Origin of the sequence: Planomonospora parontospora (genome assembly GCA_014647935.1) — a bacterium.
Lineage (GTDB): Bacteria > Actinomycetota > Actinomycetes > Streptosporangiales > Streptosporangiaceae > Planomonospora > Planomonospora parontospora.
Window position 1 is genome coordinate 269822 of record BMQD01000007.1, and the last position, 18637, is coordinate 288458.

Below are 18637 nucleotides of genomic sequence, written 5' to 3' on the forward strand. Positions count from 1 at the left end.
CTCGCCATGGCCGTCGTCACTCTCGGAGTGCACATCGTGGACGTGCTGGCCCGGCCGGTGGAGTCCATCCCCGCGGGGCAGGACACCCACCTGCTGGAGCAGATCCGCATCACCGCGGCCGGCGCGGCGGCCGGCACCGCCGTCGATCTGGCGAAGCTGGGCGTCCCGGTCGCCTCCGCCGGAGCGGTCGGCGACGACGAGCTGGGCGACTTCCTGCTGATGGTGATGGGGCGACACGGGGTGGACGTGACCGGGATCGTCCGCAGGCCCGGTGAGCAGACCGCCGCCTCGATCCTGCCGATCCGCCCGGACGGCGGGCGCCCGTCCTTCCACGTGCCCGGCGCCAACCTGGGCCTGTCGGCGGCCGATGTGGACCCGGAGCGGCTGCGGGCGGTCCGGGTCCTGCACCTGGGCGGCATGGACGTCACCTGGGGCCTGCACGACTCCGCCTTCTTCGCGCTGTTGGACGAGGTGCGGGCGGCGGGGACGGTCGTCACCATGGACCTGCTGTCCAACATGCCCGACCTGGTGCTCGGCGCGAAGGCCTTCCTGCCGCACGTCGACTACGTCCTGCCCAACGAGGAGCAGGCGCTGATGATGAGCGGCCGGGCCGGTGCGGACGAGGCCGCCGCCGCGCTGCTGGCCGAGGGGCCGCGCGGGGTGGTGGTCACGCTGGGCGGAGAGGGCAGCCTGGTCGCCACCGCCTCGGAGACCGTACGGCTGCCCGCGCTCGACGTCGCGGTGGTCGACACCACCGGCTGCGGTGACGCCTACTGCGCCGGGTTCATCGCGGGGCTGGCCGGCGGGCGCGGAGTCCTCGACGCCGCCCGGCTCGGCACCGAGGTCGCCGCCCGGGTCGCCGGCGGCCTGGGCTCCGACGCGGGCCTCGACGACCTCGCCGGCCTCGACCTGCCCCGGTTCTGACGCGGAAGGATGTTCCCTGAGATGTCGATCGACGCGAAACTTCGTGAACGGGCCGCCCGGGTCGTGCCCGGCGGCATGTACGGCCACCTCAACGCCGCCCTGCACGGGTCCGGATACCCGCAGTTCTTCGTGCGCGGCGAGGGCTGCCGCCAGTTCGACGCCGACGGCCGCGAGTACGTCGACCTGATGTGCTCCTGGGGGCCCATCATCCTCGGCCACCGCCACCCGGCCGTGGAGGCCGCCGTGGCGGCCAGGCTCGCCGAGGGCGACTGCCTCAACGGCCCCGGCCCGGTCTACGTGGAGCTCGCCGAGCTGATGGTGGAGACCATCCCGCAGGCCGACTGGGTGATGTTCTCCAAGAACGGCACCGACGCCACCACCCAGGCCCTGATGGTCGCCCGCGCGGCCACCGGCCGGGCCAAGGTCCTCGTCGCCCACGGCTCCTACCACGGGGCCGACCCCTGGTGCACGCCGAGTACGGCGGGCACCACCCCCGCCGACCGGGCCGACCTGGTCGAGTACACCTACAACGACCTGGCCAGCGCCGAGGCCGCCGCGGCCCGGGCCGAGGGGCCGGCCGGCTCCGACGTCGCCGCGATCATCGTCACGCCGTTCAAGCACGACTCCTTCGAGGACCAGGAACTCGCCGCGCCGGAGTTCGCCCGCGGGCTGCGGGCGCTGGCCGACCGGCTCGGCGCCGCCCTGGTCATCGACGACGTGCGCGGCGGCTGGCGGCTGGACCTCGGAGGCTCCTGGGAGCCCCTGGGCGTCCGGCCGGACCTGTACGCCTTCAGCAAGGCCATGGCCAACGGCCACCCGATCGCGGCCGTCACCGGGGTGGACGCCCTGCGCGACGCCGCCCAGACGATCTACTCCACCGGCTCGTTCTGGTTCAACGCCGCCCCGATGGCCGCCGCGAAGGCGACCATCGAGACCCTGCACGCCGTGGACGGCGTCGCGCTCATGGAGCGGGCCGGCACCCGGCTGCGGGAAGGGCTGGCCGCGCAGGCCGCCGCCCACGGCTTCACGGTCAGCCAGACCGGTCCGGTCCAGATCCCGTGGCTCTCCTTCGAAGGCGACGCGACCCTGGAGAAGGGCATGTTCTGGTCCTCGGCCTGCCTGGAGGAGGGCGTCTACCTCCACCCCTGGCACAACTGGTTCGTCTCGGCCGCCCACACCGACGCCGACATCGACCGGGCCCTGCAGGGCACCGACGCGGCGTTCGCCAGGCTCAGGGCCAGGTTCGGCGCGGACTGACCGCCGGTCCCGGAAGGAGCCCCGCCGGGCCGGGCGGCGCCCCCCGCGGCGCCTCCCGGCCGGAGGTCAGCCCTCCAGCACGCGAGCCTGCGCCGCCGCCTCCCGGCCGGAGGGGAACCGGGCGAACGCGTGCACCGAACGGAGCATCCGGGTGGCGGCCTCGAATCCCTGGGCCGCCTCCAGCGCACGCCCGGCGGCGGTCGCGAAGCGGACCAGCAGGTCCTCGTCCCGGTGGTCGAAGCGCCGCCCGGCCACCCACAGGTACGCCTGGCCGCGGGAGGCCAGGGGTACCGGGACGGCCAGGAACCCGGGCTGTCCCGTCCGCTCCTCCCGGGGCAGCCGCAGCGGGTCGGAGCGGGCCGCCAGGGTCGTGAGCACCGTGCCGTCGCGCAACCACCGCAGGACCGCCAGCGGATCGCCGGGCGGAGCGTGCATGTGGACCGGCCGGGCGTTCTCCGCCACCGGGCCGACCTCGACCAGGCCGGCGTAACCGGCCGAGCACACCGCCGCGGCGGCCGCCACCACCTGTTCGACGAGGTGGTCGGCGCCGGGTCCGGCGAAGGTCTCGATCAGGCCGCGCAGGCGGTCTCCGGACCCGCCGTCCGGGAGGACGGAGCCGGAGGCCGGCCCGATCTGCTGGATGGTGCTCATCCCTTTCCCCTCTCTTCGTGGAGCCGGGTGCCCGCGCCGAGGTGGCGGGCGGGGTAGCGATTCGGAGTATTACCTCCAGAACCCTGCTTGACCAGTCCTCGATGTCTCATATGGGGTGAATGGGACGGGCGAATCCCCGGTGCCGCCAGGGGAGCGGGTGAAACCCGGTGGTCGCGAGGGGCCACCGGGACCGCCGGAGGACTACCGGGGACGCAGCCGGTACCACTGGAGGTCGTCGTGGCGGCTGCCGTCCGGGGCGGGCAGCAGCCCGCGCAGCAGGGCCTCCCGCGCGAAGCCCGCCTTCTCCAGCACCCGCTGCGAGGCGGTGTTGTCCAGCGCGGTGCCCGCCACGACGCGGGCCACCGGGGTGTGCGCGAAGGCCCAGCCGACCAGCAGCTCCACCGCGCGCGTGGCGAACCCCCGGCCGCGGAACTCCGGCAGCATGCTGTAGCCGACCATGGCCTGGCCCAGCGGCGGGACGATGTTGCCGAGCTGGACGTGCCCGGCGAACGCGCCGTCGGCGGCGTCGCGGATCGCGGCCTCCACCCGGGTGCCCGCGAGCCAGTGCATGCCCGCGTCGCGGCAGAACGCCTCGCTCTCCTCCGGGTCGAGGGGCACCGGCGGGACGCTGCGCGCCACGGTGTCGGGCAGATTCCGCAGCGCGTGGTAGTCGTCGGCGTCCTCGGCGGTCAGCGGCGTCAGCCGTACCGTGCCGTCGGTCAGCGACCCGCCGGGGAAGGGCGGCAGGTACGGGGAGGTCCGCTCGCCGGAGTCGGTGCTCAGCCGGGCGAACGACACCAGGTCGCCGCGGGTGCCGTCGCGCCGGGGCTCGGCCGCGCGCTGGACGCCCTCGCGCCGGAACCCGGAGGCGAGCGCCACCCGCTGGCTGGCCAGGTTCTCCACGTCGGCCAGAAGCTCCATGCGGCCCACCCCGCGGGCGAAGGCCCACTCGGTCAGCGCCCTGGTGGCGGCCGTGGCCACGCCGCGGCCCCGGGCCCAGGGTGCGATCAGGTAGCCGATCTCGCCGTTGCCGCGCGGGTCGAGCGCCTTGAGGCCGATGTTGCCCAGCCACTCGCCCGTGGCGGGGTCGGCGACGGCGAAGGAGGCGCCGCCCGCCTCCCAGAGCCGCTCGGCCAGCTTGAGGTACTGGACGGCGTCGTCCCTGCCGTACGGGACGGGCACGGTGGGGATGAACCGTATGATCTCGGGGTCGACGCAGGCGCGGACCATCGGCTCGACGTCGGAGCCGGCGAGCCCGCGCAGGACGACGGGCCCGGCGGGGATCACGTCTCGGGTGAACACCCTCCAGTGCTATCAGGTGGCGGCGGAGGGGGGCCAATCCGCTCCGCCGGCGGGCCCGGCGGGCCAAGGACCGGAACCGGCCACGGCCCGCGCGCCGATACCCTTGCGGGCATGGGTTTTCGCAGGCATGGGCCGTTTCAGGCCGGGGATCAGGTTCAGCTCACCGACCCCAAGAACAAGCGCCACACGGTGACGCTGAAGGAGGACGGGGTCTTCCACACGCACAAGGGGTTCATCCCGCACAGCGACCTGATCGGGCAGCCCGAGGGCTCGGTGGTCCGCTCCTCCGGCGGCACGCAGTACCTCGCCTTCCGCCACCTGCTGCCGGACTACACGCTCTCCATGCCGCGCGGCGCGGCGGTCATCTACCCCAAGGACTCCGCGCAGATCGTCGCGATGGCCGACGTGTTCCCGGGCGCCCGCGTGGTCGAGGCGGGCGTCGGCTCCGGCGCCCTGACCTGCTTCCTGCTGCGCGCCGTCGGCCCGGAGGGGAAGATCACCTCCTACGAGCGCCGCGAGGACTTCGCCGAGGTCGCCACGAAGAACGTGGAGAAGTTCTACGGCGGGCCGATGGACCAGTGGCGCCTGGTCGTGGGCGACTTCGTGGGCTCACTCGACGAGAGCGACGTCGACCGGGTCATCCTGGACATGCTCGCCCCGTGGGAGTGCGTGGACGCGGCCGCCAAGGCCCTCACGCCGGGCGGTGTGATCTGCTGCTACGTGGCGACGACCACCCAGCTCTCCCGCACGGTCGAAACTTTGCGGGAACATGGAAGTTTCACCGAGCCCCATGCGTGGGAGACCCTGGTTCGCGACTGGCACGTCGAAGGGCTCGCCGTACGGCCCGACCACCGGATGGTCGGCCACACCGGCTTCCTCGTCACGGCCCGTCGCATGGCGGACGGGGTGACACCACCACCCCGGCGCAGGCGTCCGGCGAAGGGGGCATATGGCGAGGAGTCCACGACCACACCGTGACCCTCACCGCGGCCCTCACTGTGACCCTCGTTGCGAGCCCCTCCGAGACGCCCTCCGCGGCTCTCGGCGTGATCTCCACCACATGACGATTAGGCCACGACGGACGTCGGGCATGACACGGGAACAGAGTGTCGTGTTCTTATGCTGACAGCGCTAAACGCGATATAAGGGATTAATCACTGCGCACTTAATGTAGTCATACGAATACCGCCCGGCCAGGTAACGGACAGCCCCCAGATGGGTAGGGTCTTGAGTAGTCGGTCTCGACTGGGAAGGAGGTGACGGCGTGGCAGCTCGCGACGACGCTGAGGCTCGAGCCGCGCAGCGCGAACGGGAGGTCGCCGACCTCACAACACAGGTCGCCTTCCTGCAGGAGGAGATCACCGCGCTGCGTCGGAAGCTGACGGAGTCTCCCCGGCAGGCCAGGGTCCTCGAAGAGCATCTCCACGAGGCACAGGCGAAACTAGCGGCCGTCACCGGCCACAACGAGCGTCTGGTCGCGACCATCAAGGAAGCCAGGGACCAGATCGTCGCGCTCAAGGAGGAGGTCGACCGGCTGGCGCAGCCGCCGTCCGGGTTCGGCGTCTTCCTGGAGGCCAGGGACGACGGCACGGTGGAGGTCTTCACCGGCGGGCGCAAGCTCCGCGTGAACGTCAGCCCGGCGGTGGACGCCGAGCAGCTGAAGCGCGGCCAGGAGGTCATGCTCAACGAGGCGCTCAACGTCGTCGAGGCCCTGGGCTTCGAGGACATCGGCGAGATCGTGATGCTCAAGGAGCTCCTGGAGGACGGCCAGCGCGCGCTGGTCATCTCGCACGCCGACGAGGAGCGGGTGGTGAAGCTGGCCGAGTCGCTGCTCGACCAGCCGATCCGGGCCGGCGACTCCCTGCTGCTGGAGCCGCGCTCGGGCTACGTCTACGAGCGCATCCCCAAGTCCGAGGTCGAGGAGCTCGTCCTGGAGGAGGTGCCCGACATCTCCTACGAGGAGATCGGCGGGCTCATGCGGCAGATCGAGCAGATCAGGGACGCGATCGAGCTGCCCTACCTGCACGCCGACCTCTTCCGCGAGCACAAACTCCGCCCGCCCAAGGGCGTGCTGCTGTACGGCCCGCCCGGCTGCGGCAAGACGCTCATCGCCAAGGCCGTCGCCAACTCCCTCGCCAAGCAGGTGGCGGAGAAGACCGGCCAGTCCGGCAAGAGCTTCTTCCTCAACATCAAGGGTCCCGAGCTTCTCAACAAGTACGTCGGCGAGACCGAGCGGCACATCCGCCTGGTCTTCCAGCGGGCCCGCGAGAAGGCCTCCGAGGGCACCCCGGTGATCGTGTTCTTCGACGAGATGGACTCGATCTTCCGGACCCGCGGCTCGGGCGTCTCCTCCGACGTCGAGAACACGATCGTCCCCCAGCTCCTCTCCGAGATCGACGGAGTCGAGGGCCTGGAGAACGTCATCGTCATCGGCGCCTCCAACCGCGAGGACATGATCGACCCGGCGATCCTGCGGCCCGGCCGCCTGGACGTCAAGATCAAGATCGAGCGGCCGGACGCCGAGGCGGCCAAGGACATCTTCTCGAAGTACCTCACGGCGGAGCTCCCGCTCCATCCCGAGGACCTCGCCGAGCACGGCGACAGCCGGGAGGGCACCATCGCGGGCATGATCCAGCGGGTGGTCGAGCGGATGTACACCGAGAGCGAGGAGAACCGCTTCCTGGAGGTCACCTACGCCAACGGTGACAAGGAGGTCCTGTACTTCAAGGACTTCAACTCCGGTGCGATGATCCAGAACATCGTCGACCGGGCCAAGAAGATGGCGATCAAGCAGTTCCTCGACTCCGGCCAGAAGGGCCTGCGGATCAGCCACCTGCTGGCCGCCTGTGTGGACGAGTTCTCCGAGAACGAGGACCTGCCCAACACCACCAACCCCGACGACTGGGCCCGCATCTCCGGAAAGAAGGGCGAGCGGATCGTCTACATCCGCACCCTGGTCTCCGGAAAGCAGGGCACCGAGGCCGGCCGGTCCATCGACACGGTGGCCAACACCGGCCAGTACCTCTAACCGGCACCCGCGGACGGCGCGGCTCCCCACCCGGGGGCCGCGCCGTTCCGCGTCCGGCCGCCTGCCGGGGTCCCTCTTCTCGCAATCGTCACAGAAGTAAAGCCCGCCCCAGGGAACCCAAAGGAGTGATCTACCGTCCAAGGGACGTGCGTGAACATTCCGGACCGGTCGTCCGTTGACCGGAGCGGGGTCCCGCGAAGCGGCACGGGGAAGCGGCCGCCTCGCCGAGCTGGACCTCCTGCGTTTCGTCGCCGCCCTGGCGGTGCTGGCCTTCCACTACTTCATCGCGTTCCGCTCGGTGTGGGGGGAGACGCCGGCCGAGCTCTTCCCGGCGATCTCCACGGTCTCCGGGCTCGGCATCCTGGGCGTCGAGCTGTTCTTCATGATCAGCGGATTCGTCATCCTGATGAGCATCTGGGGCCGCGGACTCGGCGCGTTCGCGCTCTCCCGGTTCGTGCGGCTCTACCCGGCCTACTGGATCAGCGTCGGCGTCACCGCCGCACTGTACGGCCTGACCGCCGCCAAGGCGCTGGACCCCAAACTGGAGGCGGGGGAGTATCTGGCGAACCTGACCATGCTCCAGCGCCTGTTCGAGGTCCAGGACGCCACCGGCGTCTACTGGTCGCTCTGGGTCGAGCTCCGCTTCTACCTGCTCATCTCCGTGCTGGTGGTCTTCGGGGCGACGCTGGGCCGCTGCCTGGCCTTCATGGGCGTCTGGCTGGCCGCCACGGGCCTCTCCGCTTTCACGGGCATCGAGAATCACTGGGTCGACCTGATCGTGATGCCCAAGTACGCGGCCTACTTCGTCGGCGGCATGTCCTTCTACCTCATGACCCGGTACGGCCCCCGCCTCGTCCTGTGGTGCACGGCCGGCATCAGCGGCGGCCTGGCCGTCGACGCCGCACTGAACCGGGTGCACGGCCGGATCGACCTGGTCGGCTACGCCGCGATGCCCGTGCCCGACTGGGCGATCGTCGCCACGGTGGTGGCCTTCTACGCGCTCATGGCCATGGTGGCGCTGGGCTGGCTGGGGTGGCTGCGCTGGCGCGGCCTGGTCGTCCTGGGTGCGATCACCTACCCGGTCTACCTGTTCCACACCGCGGGGGCCGTCCTGATCGTCCCCGCGCTGCACGACACGCTGCCGCCCTGGCTGACCGCCCTGGTCACGGTCCTGGCCACGATGGCCTTCTCCTACGCCGTCTACCGGGTGGCCGAGCGGCCCGTCCAGGAGTTCGTGAAGGCACGCCGGCGGCGCCGTACCGCCGGCCCCCTCCCGGTCCCCGCCGAACCTTCGCCGGAGGTGCCGCCGCTGGACCGGAAGGCCTCGGTGCCATAACTGTCCAAGCACTGGGCATAGTGAAGGGTCTAGGCTCGGGGATATATACGGCGGACAAGACAGCCCCGGATGAACAGAGGGTGCGCATGACGGTACGGCGGGTGATGGGCATCGAGACCGAGTACGGCATCTCCGTGCCCGGACAGCCGGGGGCCAACGCGATGGTGACCTCCTCCCAGGTCGTCAACGCCTATCTGGCCGCCTCGGCGGCCCGGGCACGGCGGGCGCGGTGGGACTTCGAGGAGGAGAACCCCCTGCGCGACGCGCGGGGCTTCGACCTCGCCAGGGAGGTGGCCGACGCGAGCCAGCTCACCGACGAGGACCTCGGGCTGGCCAACGTGATCCTCACCAACGGAGCGCGGCTGTACGTCGACCACGCCCATCCCGAATACTCCACGCCGGAGTGCACCAACCCCCGGGCCGCGGTGCTCTGGGACAAGGCGGGTGAGCGGGTCATGCACGACGCCGCCCTGCGCGCCTCGGCCATTCCGACCAACGCGCCGATCCAGCTCTACAAGAACAACACCGACAACAAGGGCGCCTCCTACGGCTGCCACGAGAACTACCTGATGCGGCGGGCCACGCCGTTCGCCGACATCGTCAGGCACCTGACCCCGTTCTTCGTCTCCCGGCAGGTGGTCACCGGCGCCGGCCGCGTCGGCATCGGCCAGGACTCGCGCGGCGAGGGCTTCCAGATCAGCCAGCGGGCCGACTTCTTCGAGGTCGAGGTCGGCCTGGAGACCACGCTCAAGCGGCCGATCATCAACACCCGCGACGAGCCGCACGCCGACCCGGAGAAGTACCGGCGCCTGCACGTCATCATCGGCGACGCCAACATGTCGGAGATCTCCACCTACCTGAAGCTGGGCTCCACCGCGCTGGTCCTCGCCATGATCGAGGACGGCTACTTCACCCGCGACCTCGCCGTGGAGAACCCCGTCCAGGCGCTGCGCGCGGTCTCCCACGACCCCACGCTGAAGTACGAGATCAAGATGCGCGACGGCCGGAGGCTGACGGCCGTCCAGCTCCAGATGGAATACCTCGAGCTGGCCAGGAAGTACGCCGAGACCCGCAGCGGCAACGGCATGGACGAGCCCACCAAGGACGTCCTGGACCGCTGGGAGTCCGTGCTGACCCGCCTGGCCGAGGACCCGATGCAGCTGTCCGGGGAGCTCGACTGGGTCGCCAAGCTGGAGCTCCTGGAGGGCTACCGGACCCGCGACGGGCTGCCCTGGTCGCACCCGCGCCTGCAGCTCGTCGACCTGCAGTACTCCGACATCCGCCCCGACCGGGGCCTGTACAACCGCCTGGTCGCCCGGGGCCGGATGCAGCGGCTGGTGACCGAGGAGGAGGTGCAGCGCGCCGTCGAGGTGCCGCCCAGCGACACCCGCGCCTACTTCCGCGGCCGCTGCCTGAGCCAGTACAGCGAGGCGGTCGCCGCCGCCTCCTGGGACTCGGTCATCTTCGACATCCCCGGCCGCGAATCCCTGCAGCGCGTCCCGACCCTGGAGCCGCTGCGCGGCACCAAGGCCCACGTGGGCGAGCTGTTCGACCGCTGCCGCACCGCCGCCGAGCTGGTCACCGCCCTCACCGGCGAGAAGTGAGGACCCGGAGCAGGAGGACGACCGCACGCGACCGCCCCGGGACCTCGAGGTCCCGGGGCGGTTCCGCGTGCCCGGACGCGGGTTCGGCCGCCGCGCAGACCCGCTCCGCCCGGCGAGGGGCGTGATCGTCCGAGATTGACGGGAGCGGCGGTCCCGGGATACGTTCCGGGTGTTTTGTGGCGGCGCGGGGGAAATCCGGTGAGATTCCGGTGCGGTCGCGCCACTGTAACCGGCCCTGCGGGGACGGAAGCCAGGTCACCCGGCCGCCACCGACCTACGAAAAGGGACGCGCAATCCCTGAAGGAGGTGCCCGTGAGCCAGATCTCGGCTCCGCACACCCGCTCCATCCCCGCGCCCATCTCCTGGGCCTCCCTCACCCGCTGGCTGCTCGCCGTACCGGTGCTGCTGCTCCTGGCCTACCTGGTCGCCTTCGACCAGGGCGCGATCTCGCAGGCCGGGAACTACCTGCACGAGCTCATGCACGACGGGCGCCACCTGCTCGGCGTCCCGTGCCACTGAGCCGGAAGTGATCACCCGACTCGTCGTCCGGGGCATGCTCGCGGGGCTGCTCGCCGGACTGCTCGCGGCCGTCTTCGCCTACACCGTGGGCGAGCCGCGCATCGAACAGGCCATCGCGCTGGAGGAGGCCGCCGCCTCCAGCGCTTCCCCCGCGGCGCACTCCCACGAGGACTCCGGCGGGCACTCCCACGGCGAGGACGCCCTCGTCAGCAGGGGCGGGCAGCGGTTCGGGCTGTTCCTCGCCCTGGCCCTGTACGGCCTGGCGGTCGGCGGCCTGTTCGCCCTCGCGTACGCGGCCGTGCGCGGCCGGGCGGGACCCCGTTCGGAACCGGCGCTCGCGGTCGTGCTGGCGGCCGGGGCGTTCGCCGCGGTCGTCCTCGTCCCGTTCCTGAAGTATCCGGCCAACCCGCCCGCCGTCGGCGATCCCGGGACGATCGGCCAGCGCACCACGCTCTACCTGGTCGCCGTGGTCATCGGGATCCTCGCCGTCGCCGCGGGCGCCGCCACCCACCGGTACGCCGCCCGCAGCGAACCCTGGCGGCGCTGGCTCGCGGCGGGTGCGGCGGCGATGCTCCCCGTGATCGCCGCCTGGATCCTCCTGCCCGGGATCGAGGAGGTGCCTCAAGGGTTCCCCGCCGACCTCCTGTGGGACTTCCGGATCGCCTCCCTCGGCACCCAGGCGGTCTTCTGGCTCGGTATGGGCGCCCTGTTCGCCCTGGCCTGCAGCTTCAGCCGCACCGGCGACGCCGCCGTGCCTCCGCGCACCCCGGTGTGACGGGCGACCCGAAGGCCGCCCGGCTGCTGCTGGTCTGCCATGCCTCGACACCGGCGACGGCGCGGGCCGCGTTCCCCCGGGACGAGTCGCTCGACGAGCAGGGTCTGCGCCGCGCCACCGCGCTGGCCGGGCGCCTCGGACCCGGCTGGAACGGCCCGGACGCATCGCAGGCCCCGGACGGTGCGGGCGGCGGGGAGAGCGGTGCGGCAGGTCCGGGCGGTGGTCCTGGTGGTCCTGGTGGTCCTGGCGCTCTGGGCGGCCCGGGGCGCCCGGCCGGTGGCCGGGGTCCGGCGGTCCTGCGGGCGCCCGAACGGCGGTGCCTGCAGACGGCCCAGGCACTCGGCCTGCGGGCCGGACCCGACCCGCTCCTCGCCGACTGGGACCACGGCCGCTGGCGGGGCATGACGCTCGCCGAGGTCGAGGCCGCCGAACCCATGGAGCTGGCCGCCTGGCTCAGCGACCCTGAGGCCGCGCCCCACGGGGGCGAATCCGTGCTCGACCTTCTCGGCCGGGTGGCGGGCTGGCTCTCCGCGGCGGCACCGGGCAGAACCGTCGCCGTCACCCACCCCGCCGTTGTCCGTGCCGCGGTCGTCCAGGTGCTGGACGCCCCCGCCCGGTCGTTCTGGCGCGTCGACGCCGCGCCGCTGGCCCGCGTCGCTCTCACCGGGCGCGGCGGTCACTGGCGACTGGTCCACCCCGCATGACCCACCCCGCACGACCCACCCGCGTGACTCACCCCGAGGAGATGCCGACGGTGCGCGACTCGCACTACCCCTTCACCGCGATCGTGGGCCTGGAGGACCTCAAACTCGCCCTGGTCCTCAACGCCGTCTCCCCGCGCGTCGGCGGCGTGCTGGTCCGGGGGGAGAAGGGCACCGCCAAGTCCACGATCGTGCGGGCGCTGGCCGCGCTGCTGCCGCCCGTCGAGATCGTGCGCGGCTGCCGCTTCTCCTGCGACCCCGCCGCCCCCGACCCCCGCTGCCCCGACGGGCCCCACGATTCCCATGGGCCGTCCGGGCCGGAGCCCGATGCGGCGGCCGTCCGCCCCGGTCCTCACCGGTCGTCCGGGCCGGAGCCCGGCGATGCGGCGGTCCGCCCCGCCCGGCTGGTGGAGCTGCCCGTCGGCGCCGCCGAGGACCGCCTCGCCGGCTCCCTCGACCTCGAACGCGCCCTCACCGAGGGAGTGAAGGCCTTCGAGCCCGGCCTGCTGGCCGCCGCCCACCGCGGCGTGCTCTACGTCGACGAGGTCAACCTGCTCCACGACCACCTGGTCGACCTGCTCCTCGACGCGGCCGCGCTCGGCACCTGCTACGTCGAGCGCGAGGGCGTGTCGGTACGGCACGCCGCCCGCTTCCTGCTGGTGGGGACCATGAACCCGGAGGAGGGCGAGCTGCGCCCGCAGCTCCTCGACCGGTTCGGCCTCACCGTCGAGGTCAGGGCGTCGCGGGAGGTGGACGAGCGGGCCGAGGTGGTGCGCCGCCGCCTGGCCTACGACGCGGACCCGGAGGCCTTCGCCGCGGCCTGGGCCGGGCAGGAGGCGGCTCTGGCCGCGCGGATCGCCGAGGCGCGGGCCCGGGTCGCCCGGGTGGCGCTGCCGGACTCCGCGCTGCGGCGGATCGCCGCGGTCTGCGCGGGCTTCGAGGTGGACGGCCTGCGCGCCGACCTCGTCACGGCGAGCGCCGCCATCGCGCACGCCGCCTGGCAGGGCCGTACCGAGGTCACCGCGGCCGACGTCCGCGAGGCGGCCCGGCTCGCCCTCCCGCACCGCCGCCGCCGCGACCCCTTCGACGCGCCCGGCCTGGACGAGTCCAGGCTCGACGACCTCCTCGACGCGATCCCCGATGACGAACCGGACGGCGGACCCGGCGACGGGCCCGATGGCGGACCGGGCGGGGGGCCGGGCGATGGACCTGCCGACGGACCGGACGGCGGCGCAGGAGGGGGCGGCCGGGGCTCCGGCGGTCCGGACGGCTCCGGACCCTCCGGCGGGCCGGACGGGAGCCGGGCCTGCGGTCCCGGCGCGGACGGAGCACCGTCCGGCGGCGCGTCCGCGGACCCGCCCGGCGGGCCCGACTGCGGCACCCCGCCGCCCGGTGGACCCGGCGCGCCGCGGTCCGGTACGGCGGACCCCGGCCCGGCGGCCGGGTCCTCCTCCGGAGCGGGGAGCGGCGACGCGGCACCGGAGCAGGTGGCCGAGGCCGGCCCGGCCCGCAGGGCCCGGCTGTTCACCGTGCCCGGCGTCGGAGCCGGAGCACCGGGACGGCGGTCGCGGGCCAGGACGCCCCTCGGGCGGACCATCGGCGCCCGCGCCCCCGAGGGGCGCCCCGCCTCCCTCCACCTACCGGCGACCGTCCTGGCCGCCGCGCCGTACCAGCGGGAGCGCGGCAGGACCGGTCCGGGCCTGCTGGTGCGCCGGGGCGACCTGCGCGAGGCCGTACGGGAGGGCCGCGAGGGCAACCTGGTGCTGTTCGCCGTCGACGCCAGCGGCTCCATGGCCGCCCGCCGCCGGATGCAGGCGGTCAAGGCGGTCGTGCTCGGCCTGCTGCTCGACGCCTACCAGCGCCGCGACAAGGTCGGCCTGATCACCTTCCGGGGCGCCCGCGCGGACCTCGTCCTGCCGCCCACCTCCTCCGTCGAGGCGGGCGCGGCCCGGCTGCGCGAACTCCCCACAGGCGGGCGCACCCCGCTGGCCGCCGGGCTCGTCCGGGCGGCCGAGGTGCTCCGCGTCGAACGGCTCCGCGACCCGGCCAGGCGGCCGCTGCTGATCCTGGTGACCGACGGCCGGGCCACCTCCGGCACCCTGGAGCAGGCCCACCGCGCGGCGGCGCTGCTGGCGGGGACGGCCGCGGTGGTGGTGGACTGCGAGGACGGGTACGTCCGGCTCGGTCTGGCCCGGTCGCTGGCCGCCAGGATGGGCGCCGAGACCGTGCGCCTGGACGATCTGGCCGATCTCACCGACCTGGTCCGCCGGCGGCGGACCGCCGCCTGAGCCCCGGCCGCGAGCCGCAGACGGCCAGAGGCGGCCGCGGACGGCCACAGGCGTTCACGGATACGGCCTCCGGACATGACCGCATCGAAGTCGACCTGCAGAAAGGCGTGACATGCCACAGGGCAGACCTGCCAGCGTGCCCGACGACGGCCTGACCACCCGGCAGCGCCGCACCCGGCCGCTGCTGATCGTGCACACCGGACCCGGCAAGGGCAAGTCCACCGCGGCCTTCGGCCTGGCCCTGCGCGCCTGGAACCAGGGCTGGCCGATCGGGGTGTTCCAGTTCGTCAAGTCCGCCAAGTGGCGCATCGGCGAGGAGCGGGCGCTGCGGGTCCTCGGCGACTCCGGCGAGGGCGGGCCGGTCTCCTGGCACAAGATGGGGGAGGGCTGGTCCTGGATCCAGCGTCCCGGCAGCGAGGCCGACCACGCCGCCGACGCCCGCGAGGGCTGGGAGCAGATCAAACGCGACCTGGCCGCGGAGACCTTCCGCCTCTACGTGCTGGACGAGTTCACCTATCCGATCAAGTGGGGCTGGATCGACGTCGAGGACGTGCTGGCCGCCCTGGCGGACCGCCCCGGCAGCCAGCACGTCGTCATCACCGGCCGCGACGCCGACCCGCGCCTGGTCGACGCCGCCGACCTCGTCACCGAGATGGGCAAGGTCAAACACCCCATGGACGCGGGGCAGAAGGGGCAGAAGGGCATCGAATGGTGACCGCGGTCCGGACGGCCGGCCGTACCGGGGCAGGCATGAGCAGGGCGGCGACCCGGCGGCACCTCGGGTGCATCAGCGGTCTTTCGGCTACCGGCAACAGGATGGTGCACCAGTGAGCGTTCCCGCGCCCAGACTGGTGATCGCCGCCCCCGCCTCCGGGGCCGGGAAGACCACCGTCGCCACCGGCCTCATGGCCGCGCTGACCCGCCGCGGCCTGGCGGTCTCCCCGCACAAGGTCGGACCCGACTACATCGATCCCGGCTACCACGCCCTGGCCACCGGCCGGCCCGGCCGCAACCTCGACCCGTGGCTGGTCGGGGAGGAGCTCGTCGTGCCGCTGTTCCTGCACGGCGCCGCGGGGGCCGGCATCGCGGTGATCGAGGGGGTGATGGGCCTCTACGACGGCGCGGGGTCCGGTGAGTTCGCCTCCACCGCGCACGTCGCGCGCCTGCTGGACGCCCCGGTCGTCCTCGTCGTCGACGCGGCCCGGCAGAGCAGGTCCGTGGCCGCGCTGGTGCACGGCTTCGCCTCCTACGACACCCGGCTCAGGTTCGGCGGGGTGATCCTCAACCGGGTCGGCTCGGAGCGGCACGAGAGCCTGCTGCGCGAGGCCCTCGCCGAGAGCGGCGTCCCGGTCCTCGGCGCGATCCGCCGCAGCGACGCCGTCGCCGTGCCCTCCCGCCACCTCGGCCTCGTCACCGCGACCGAGCACGGCTCCGGGGCGGCCGGGGCGATGGACGCCGCCGAGGCGCTCGTCTCGGGCTCCTGCGACCTGGACGCGCTCGTACGGCTCGCGCGCACCGCCCCGCCGCTGCCCGGCGGCCCGTGGAGTCCGGACCTCGCCGTGCGCGCCGCCGCACTCACCGGCACATCCACCGTGGTCACCGGCGCGTCCGCCGCACCGGCCGGCGCGCCCCCCGTGCGCTCCGGCGCGTCCACCGCCGCGCGGGGCGTGCCGCAGGTGCCGGAGGGCATCCGGATCGCCGTCGCCGGGGGCAGGGCCTTCACCTTCGGATACACCGAGCAGGCCGAACTGCTGGCCGCGGCCGGGGCCGAGATCGCCGCGTTCGACCCGCTCACCGACGAGGACCTGCCCGAGGGCAGCCGGGGCGTCGTCATCGGCGGAGGCTTCCCCGAGGTCTACGCCGACGAGCTGTCCGCCAACGAGCCGCTCCGCCGGCGGATCGCCGCGTTCGGCGGGCCGATCGCCGCCGAGTGCGCGGGTCTGCTCTACCTCGCGCGGTCGCTGGACGGCAGGCCCATGTGCGGGGTCGTCGGCGCCGAGGCGGGGATGACCGGCAGGCTCACCCTCGGCTACCGTGACGCGGTCGCCGTCCGCGACTCAGTGCTGACCAGGGAGGGCGAGCGCTACCGGGGGCACGAGTTCCACCGCACCGCCGTCGAACCCGCCCCGGACCGTCCGTTGTTCCGCTGGCGGGGAGGGGCGGACGGGTTCGCCGACGGCCGGGTCACCGCCTCCTACCTGCACCTGCACTGGGCGGGTCACCCCCATCTGGCCGCACGGTTCGCCGCGGAGTGCGCCCGGCCGGAGGACCGCGCGGCCGCCCCCCGAGCCGGCTGACCTCCGGGACGGGCCCGTCCGGGCTACCTCGCGAACGAGTCGGGAGGCAGCCGCGCGGCCGGGAGACGGGGCGGATCCACCGCCACCCCCTCCATCCGGAGGATCGCCGAGAGCAGGCGCGCGGCGTGGTCGGCGGTGATCCGGTCCGAGGGGTCCCGCCGGAGCAGCCCTTCCAGCACCCGGCGGAGCGGGCCCGCCTTCACCGGCGGATCGGGGTCGCGGTTGACGGCCTCGCCCAGCACCGCCAGGGAGTCCGAGCCCGGGTACGGCGGGCGGCCCTCCACCGCGAAGTACAGACTCGCGCCGAACGACCACAGGTCGGCCGCGGGGCTCGCGGTGAGGCCGCGGAGCCGCTCGGGCGCGACGTAGGCCGGCGCGCAGTGCAGCGGCACCGTGGTCGACGCGCTCGGATCCCCGTTCAGCGCCGCGATGCCGAAGTCCGCCAGCACCACCCGGTCACCCGTCAGCAGGATGTTCCCGGGGTTGATGTCCCGGTGCAGCACCCCCGCCCCGTGCGCGTGCCGCAGCCCTCCCAGCAGCTGGAAACCGATCCACGCCGTCCAGTGCACGGGCAGGTGGCCCAGGTGGGCCACCGTCTCCTTGAGGGTCAGCGCCTCCAGCAGCTCCATCACGATCCAGAGCCGCCCGCCCTCCTCCAGCAGGTCGTGCACCGCGACCACCGCCGGGTGACTCAGCCGCGCGGCCGAGCGGGCCTCGCGCATCGCCCGCCGCCGTGCGCCGTCCATGTCCGCGCCGTCCGCGCGGAACAGCGGCTGAATCTCCTTGATCGCCACGTCGCGGCGGAGCCGCAGGTCGTGGGCGCGCCAGATGATGCCCGGACCGTCCCGCCCGGTCGGCGAGATCAGTTGATAGCGATCCCCCAGCGGTCGCCGCTTTCCCGTTCCCATGGACCACCTGCTGCACGTAGAAACCGGGCCCCTCCGTGCATCGATGTTTTCATCTGGAACGGTGCATGACCGGGTGACGACATGTATCGCATATAACGATTAAGTTGCACGAATGGCATGGAATGCCATTCGTGCCTTTTTTCGATTTCGGTGCTGACCGGAAGCGTATTTCCGGGATGACCGGGACGGCTCAGGCCGCGCTGTGGCGGCGCAGGTTCACCAGCATCGCGTACGTCTGCTCGGACGTCAGCCGGGCCGCCGGGTCCTTGCGGAGCAGGCCCCGCAGCACCGGCTCCAGAGCCCCCGCCCGCTTCGGCGCGCGCGGCGGCTCCTGCAGGGCCGCCATCAGGGCGGCCATGGAGTCCACGGTGCGGAACGGCGTCCTGCCCTCCACCGCCATGTAGAGCGTCGCGCCGAACGACCACATGTCGGCCTCGCGCGTGCCGCCCCTGCCCTGCAGGGTCTCCGGCGCGATGAACGCCGGAGTGCCGCGCATCGAGGTCGTCGCCGTGCTCTCGAACCCCGCGAAGCCGAAGTCCGCCAGCACCACCCGGTCACCGGTCAGCATGATGTTGGCGGGCTTGATGTCCCGGTGGACCACCCCGCCGTCGTGCGCGTGCCGCAGCGCCTCCAGCAGCCGCCGCCCCATCTTCGCCACGAGCTCCGCGGGGAGCGGGCCCGCCTGCACCACGGTGTCGTGCAGGGTCAGCGCCTCGAGGAACTCCATGACGATCCAGAGTCGCTCGGCCTCCTCCGCCAGGTTGTGCACCGTCACGATGCCCCGGTGGCTCAGGCGGGCGGCCATCCGCGCCTCCTTGACCACCCGGCGCCGCCGTTCGGCCGCGCCGGGTCCCGGAGGCAGGGCGATCTCCTTGAGCGCGACGTCCCTCTCCAGCAGCAGGTCGTAGGCCCGCCACACGACGCCTGTCGCCCCCTGTCCCACGGGGGCGACGAGCTGGTACCGGCCGGCGACGATGGTGCTCACGGGGCAATGATCCCAGGGATCGGAGGCGAAGACCTAATTGGACCGCTCCAGAAGTGATCGAT

Annotated in this window: 16 protein-coding genes and 1 riboswitch; of the genes, 12 read left to right on the forward strand and 4 right to left on the reverse strand. The window is 73.2% G+C overall.

Annotated elements, in window-relative coordinates:
- The first annotated feature begins 6 nt into the window (after positions 1–6).
- Positions 7–924, forward strand: coding sequence for a carbohydrate kinase family protein (locus IEZ07_RS13825; RefSeq protein ID WP_191895110.1), 918 nt, complete (start codon positions 7–9; stop codon positions 922–924).
- A gap of 21 nt (positions 925–945) precedes the next feature.
- Positions 946–2181, forward strand: coding sequence for an aminotransferase class III-fold pyridoxal phosphate-dependent enzyme (locus IEZ07_RS13830; RefSeq protein ID WP_191895111.1), 1236 nt, complete (start codon positions 946–948; stop codon positions 2179–2181).
- 66 nt (positions 2182–2247) lie between these two features.
- Here IEZ07_RS13830 and IEZ07_RS13835 read toward each other — a convergent pair whose 3' ends face one another.
- Together IEZ07_RS13835 and IEZ07_RS13840 are read right to left on the reverse strand one after the other, a co-directional pair.
- Positions 2248–2832 carry a hypothetical protein gene (locus IEZ07_RS13835; RefSeq protein WP_191895112.1) on the reverse strand — a complete coding sequence of 195 codons (585 nt, stop codon included), beginning with the start codon at positions 2830–2832 and terminating at the stop codon, positions 2248–2250.
- Between the two features lie 201 nt (positions 2833–3033).
- Complete coding sequence (locus IEZ07_RS13840; RefSeq protein WP_191895113.1) at positions 3034–4134, reverse strand: GNAT family N-acetyltransferase; 1101 nt, start codon at positions 4132–4134, stop codon at positions 3034–3036.
- A 111-nt stretch (positions 4135–4245) separates the two neighbouring features.
- Here IEZ07_RS13840 and IEZ07_RS13845 point away from each other — a divergent pair, with 111 nt between their 5' ends.
- From IEZ07_RS13845 to IEZ07_RS13890, 10 genes are all read left to right on the forward strand, one after another.
- A complete protein-coding gene (locus IEZ07_RS13845; RefSeq protein ID WP_191895114.1) occupies positions 4246–5112 on the forward strand; it encodes a tRNA (adenine-N1)-methyltransferase in 867 nt (288 codons plus the stop codon).
- Between the two features lie 286 nt (positions 5113–5398).
- Entirely contained in the window at positions 5399–7162 is a 1764-nt protein-coding gene (gene arc / locus IEZ07_RS13850; protein ID WP_191895115.1) for a proteasome ATPase, read from the forward strand.
- 175 nt (positions 7163–7337) lie between these two features.
- Positions 7338–8498, forward strand: a complete 1161-nt coding sequence (locus IEZ07_RS13855; protein WP_191895116.1) for an acyltransferase family protein — start codon at positions 7338–7340, stop codon at positions 8496–8498.
- A gap of 86 nt (positions 8499–8584) precedes the next feature.
- The gene (gene dop, locus IEZ07_RS13860) at positions 8585–10102 is read left to right on the forward strand and encodes a depupylase/deamidase Dop (RefSeq protein WP_068899390.1); all 1518 of its coding nucleotides are present in this window, start codon (positions 8585–8587) and stop codon (positions 10100–10102) included.
- Between the two features lie 131 nt (positions 10103–10233).
- Positions 10234–10384, forward strand: a riboswitch (cobalamin riboswitch).
- A 30-nt stretch (positions 10385–10414) separates the two neighbouring features.
- Positions 10415–10621, forward strand: a complete 207-nt coding sequence (locus IEZ07_RS13865; RefSeq protein WP_204054356.1) for a CbtB domain-containing protein — start codon at positions 10415–10417, stop codon at positions 10619–10621.
- A 7-nt stretch (positions 10622–10628) separates the two neighbouring features.
- Positions 10629–11396 carry a CbtA family protein gene (locus IEZ07_RS13870; protein WP_191895117.1) on the forward strand — a complete coding sequence of 256 codons (768 nt, stop codon included), beginning with the start codon at positions 10629–10631 and terminating at the stop codon, positions 11394–11396.
- A complete protein-coding gene (locus IEZ07_RS35645; protein WP_239319892.1) occupies positions 11393–12100 on the forward strand; it encodes a histidine phosphatase family protein in 708 nt (235 codons plus the stop codon). Before IEZ07_RS13870 ends, IEZ07_RS35645 begins: the two co-directional genes overlap by 4 nt.
- A 41-nt stretch (positions 12101–12141) precedes the next feature.
- Positions 12142–14385 carry a VWA domain-containing protein gene (locus IEZ07_RS13880; RefSeq protein WP_191895181.1) on the forward strand — a complete coding sequence of 748 codons (2244 nt, stop codon included), beginning with the start codon at positions 12142–12144 and terminating at the stop codon, positions 14383–14385.
- A gap of 112 nt (positions 14386–14497) precedes the next feature.
- Positions 14498–15100, forward strand: coding sequence for a cob(I)yrinic acid a,c-diamide adenosyltransferase (gene cobO / locus IEZ07_RS13885; protein WP_191895118.1), 603 nt, complete (start codon positions 14498–14500; stop codon positions 15098–15100).
- A 112-nt stretch (positions 15101–15212) separates the two neighbouring features.
- Positions 15213–16682: a cobyrinic acid a,c-diamide synthase CobB gene (locus IEZ07_RS13890; RefSeq protein WP_417629257.1), complete on the forward strand. Its 1470-nt coding sequence runs from the start codon at positions 15213–15215 to the stop codon at positions 16680–16682.
- A 23-nt stretch (positions 16683–16705) separates the two neighbouring features.
- Here the strand turns inward: IEZ07_RS13890 and IEZ07_RS13895 are convergent, their stop codons facing one another.
- Both IEZ07_RS13895 and IEZ07_RS13900 read right to left on the reverse strand, forming a co-directional pair.
- Positions 16706–17590, reverse strand: coding sequence for a serine/threonine-protein kinase (locus tag IEZ07_RS13895; protein ID WP_191895119.1), 885 nt, complete (start codon positions 17588–17590; stop codon positions 16706–16708).
- 190 nt (positions 17591–17780) lie between these two features.
- Entirely contained in the window at positions 17781–18575 is a 795-nt protein-coding gene (locus tag IEZ07_RS13900; RefSeq protein WP_068899398.1) for a serine/threonine-protein kinase, read from the reverse strand.
- Positions 18576–18637: the final 62 nt, after the last annotated feature.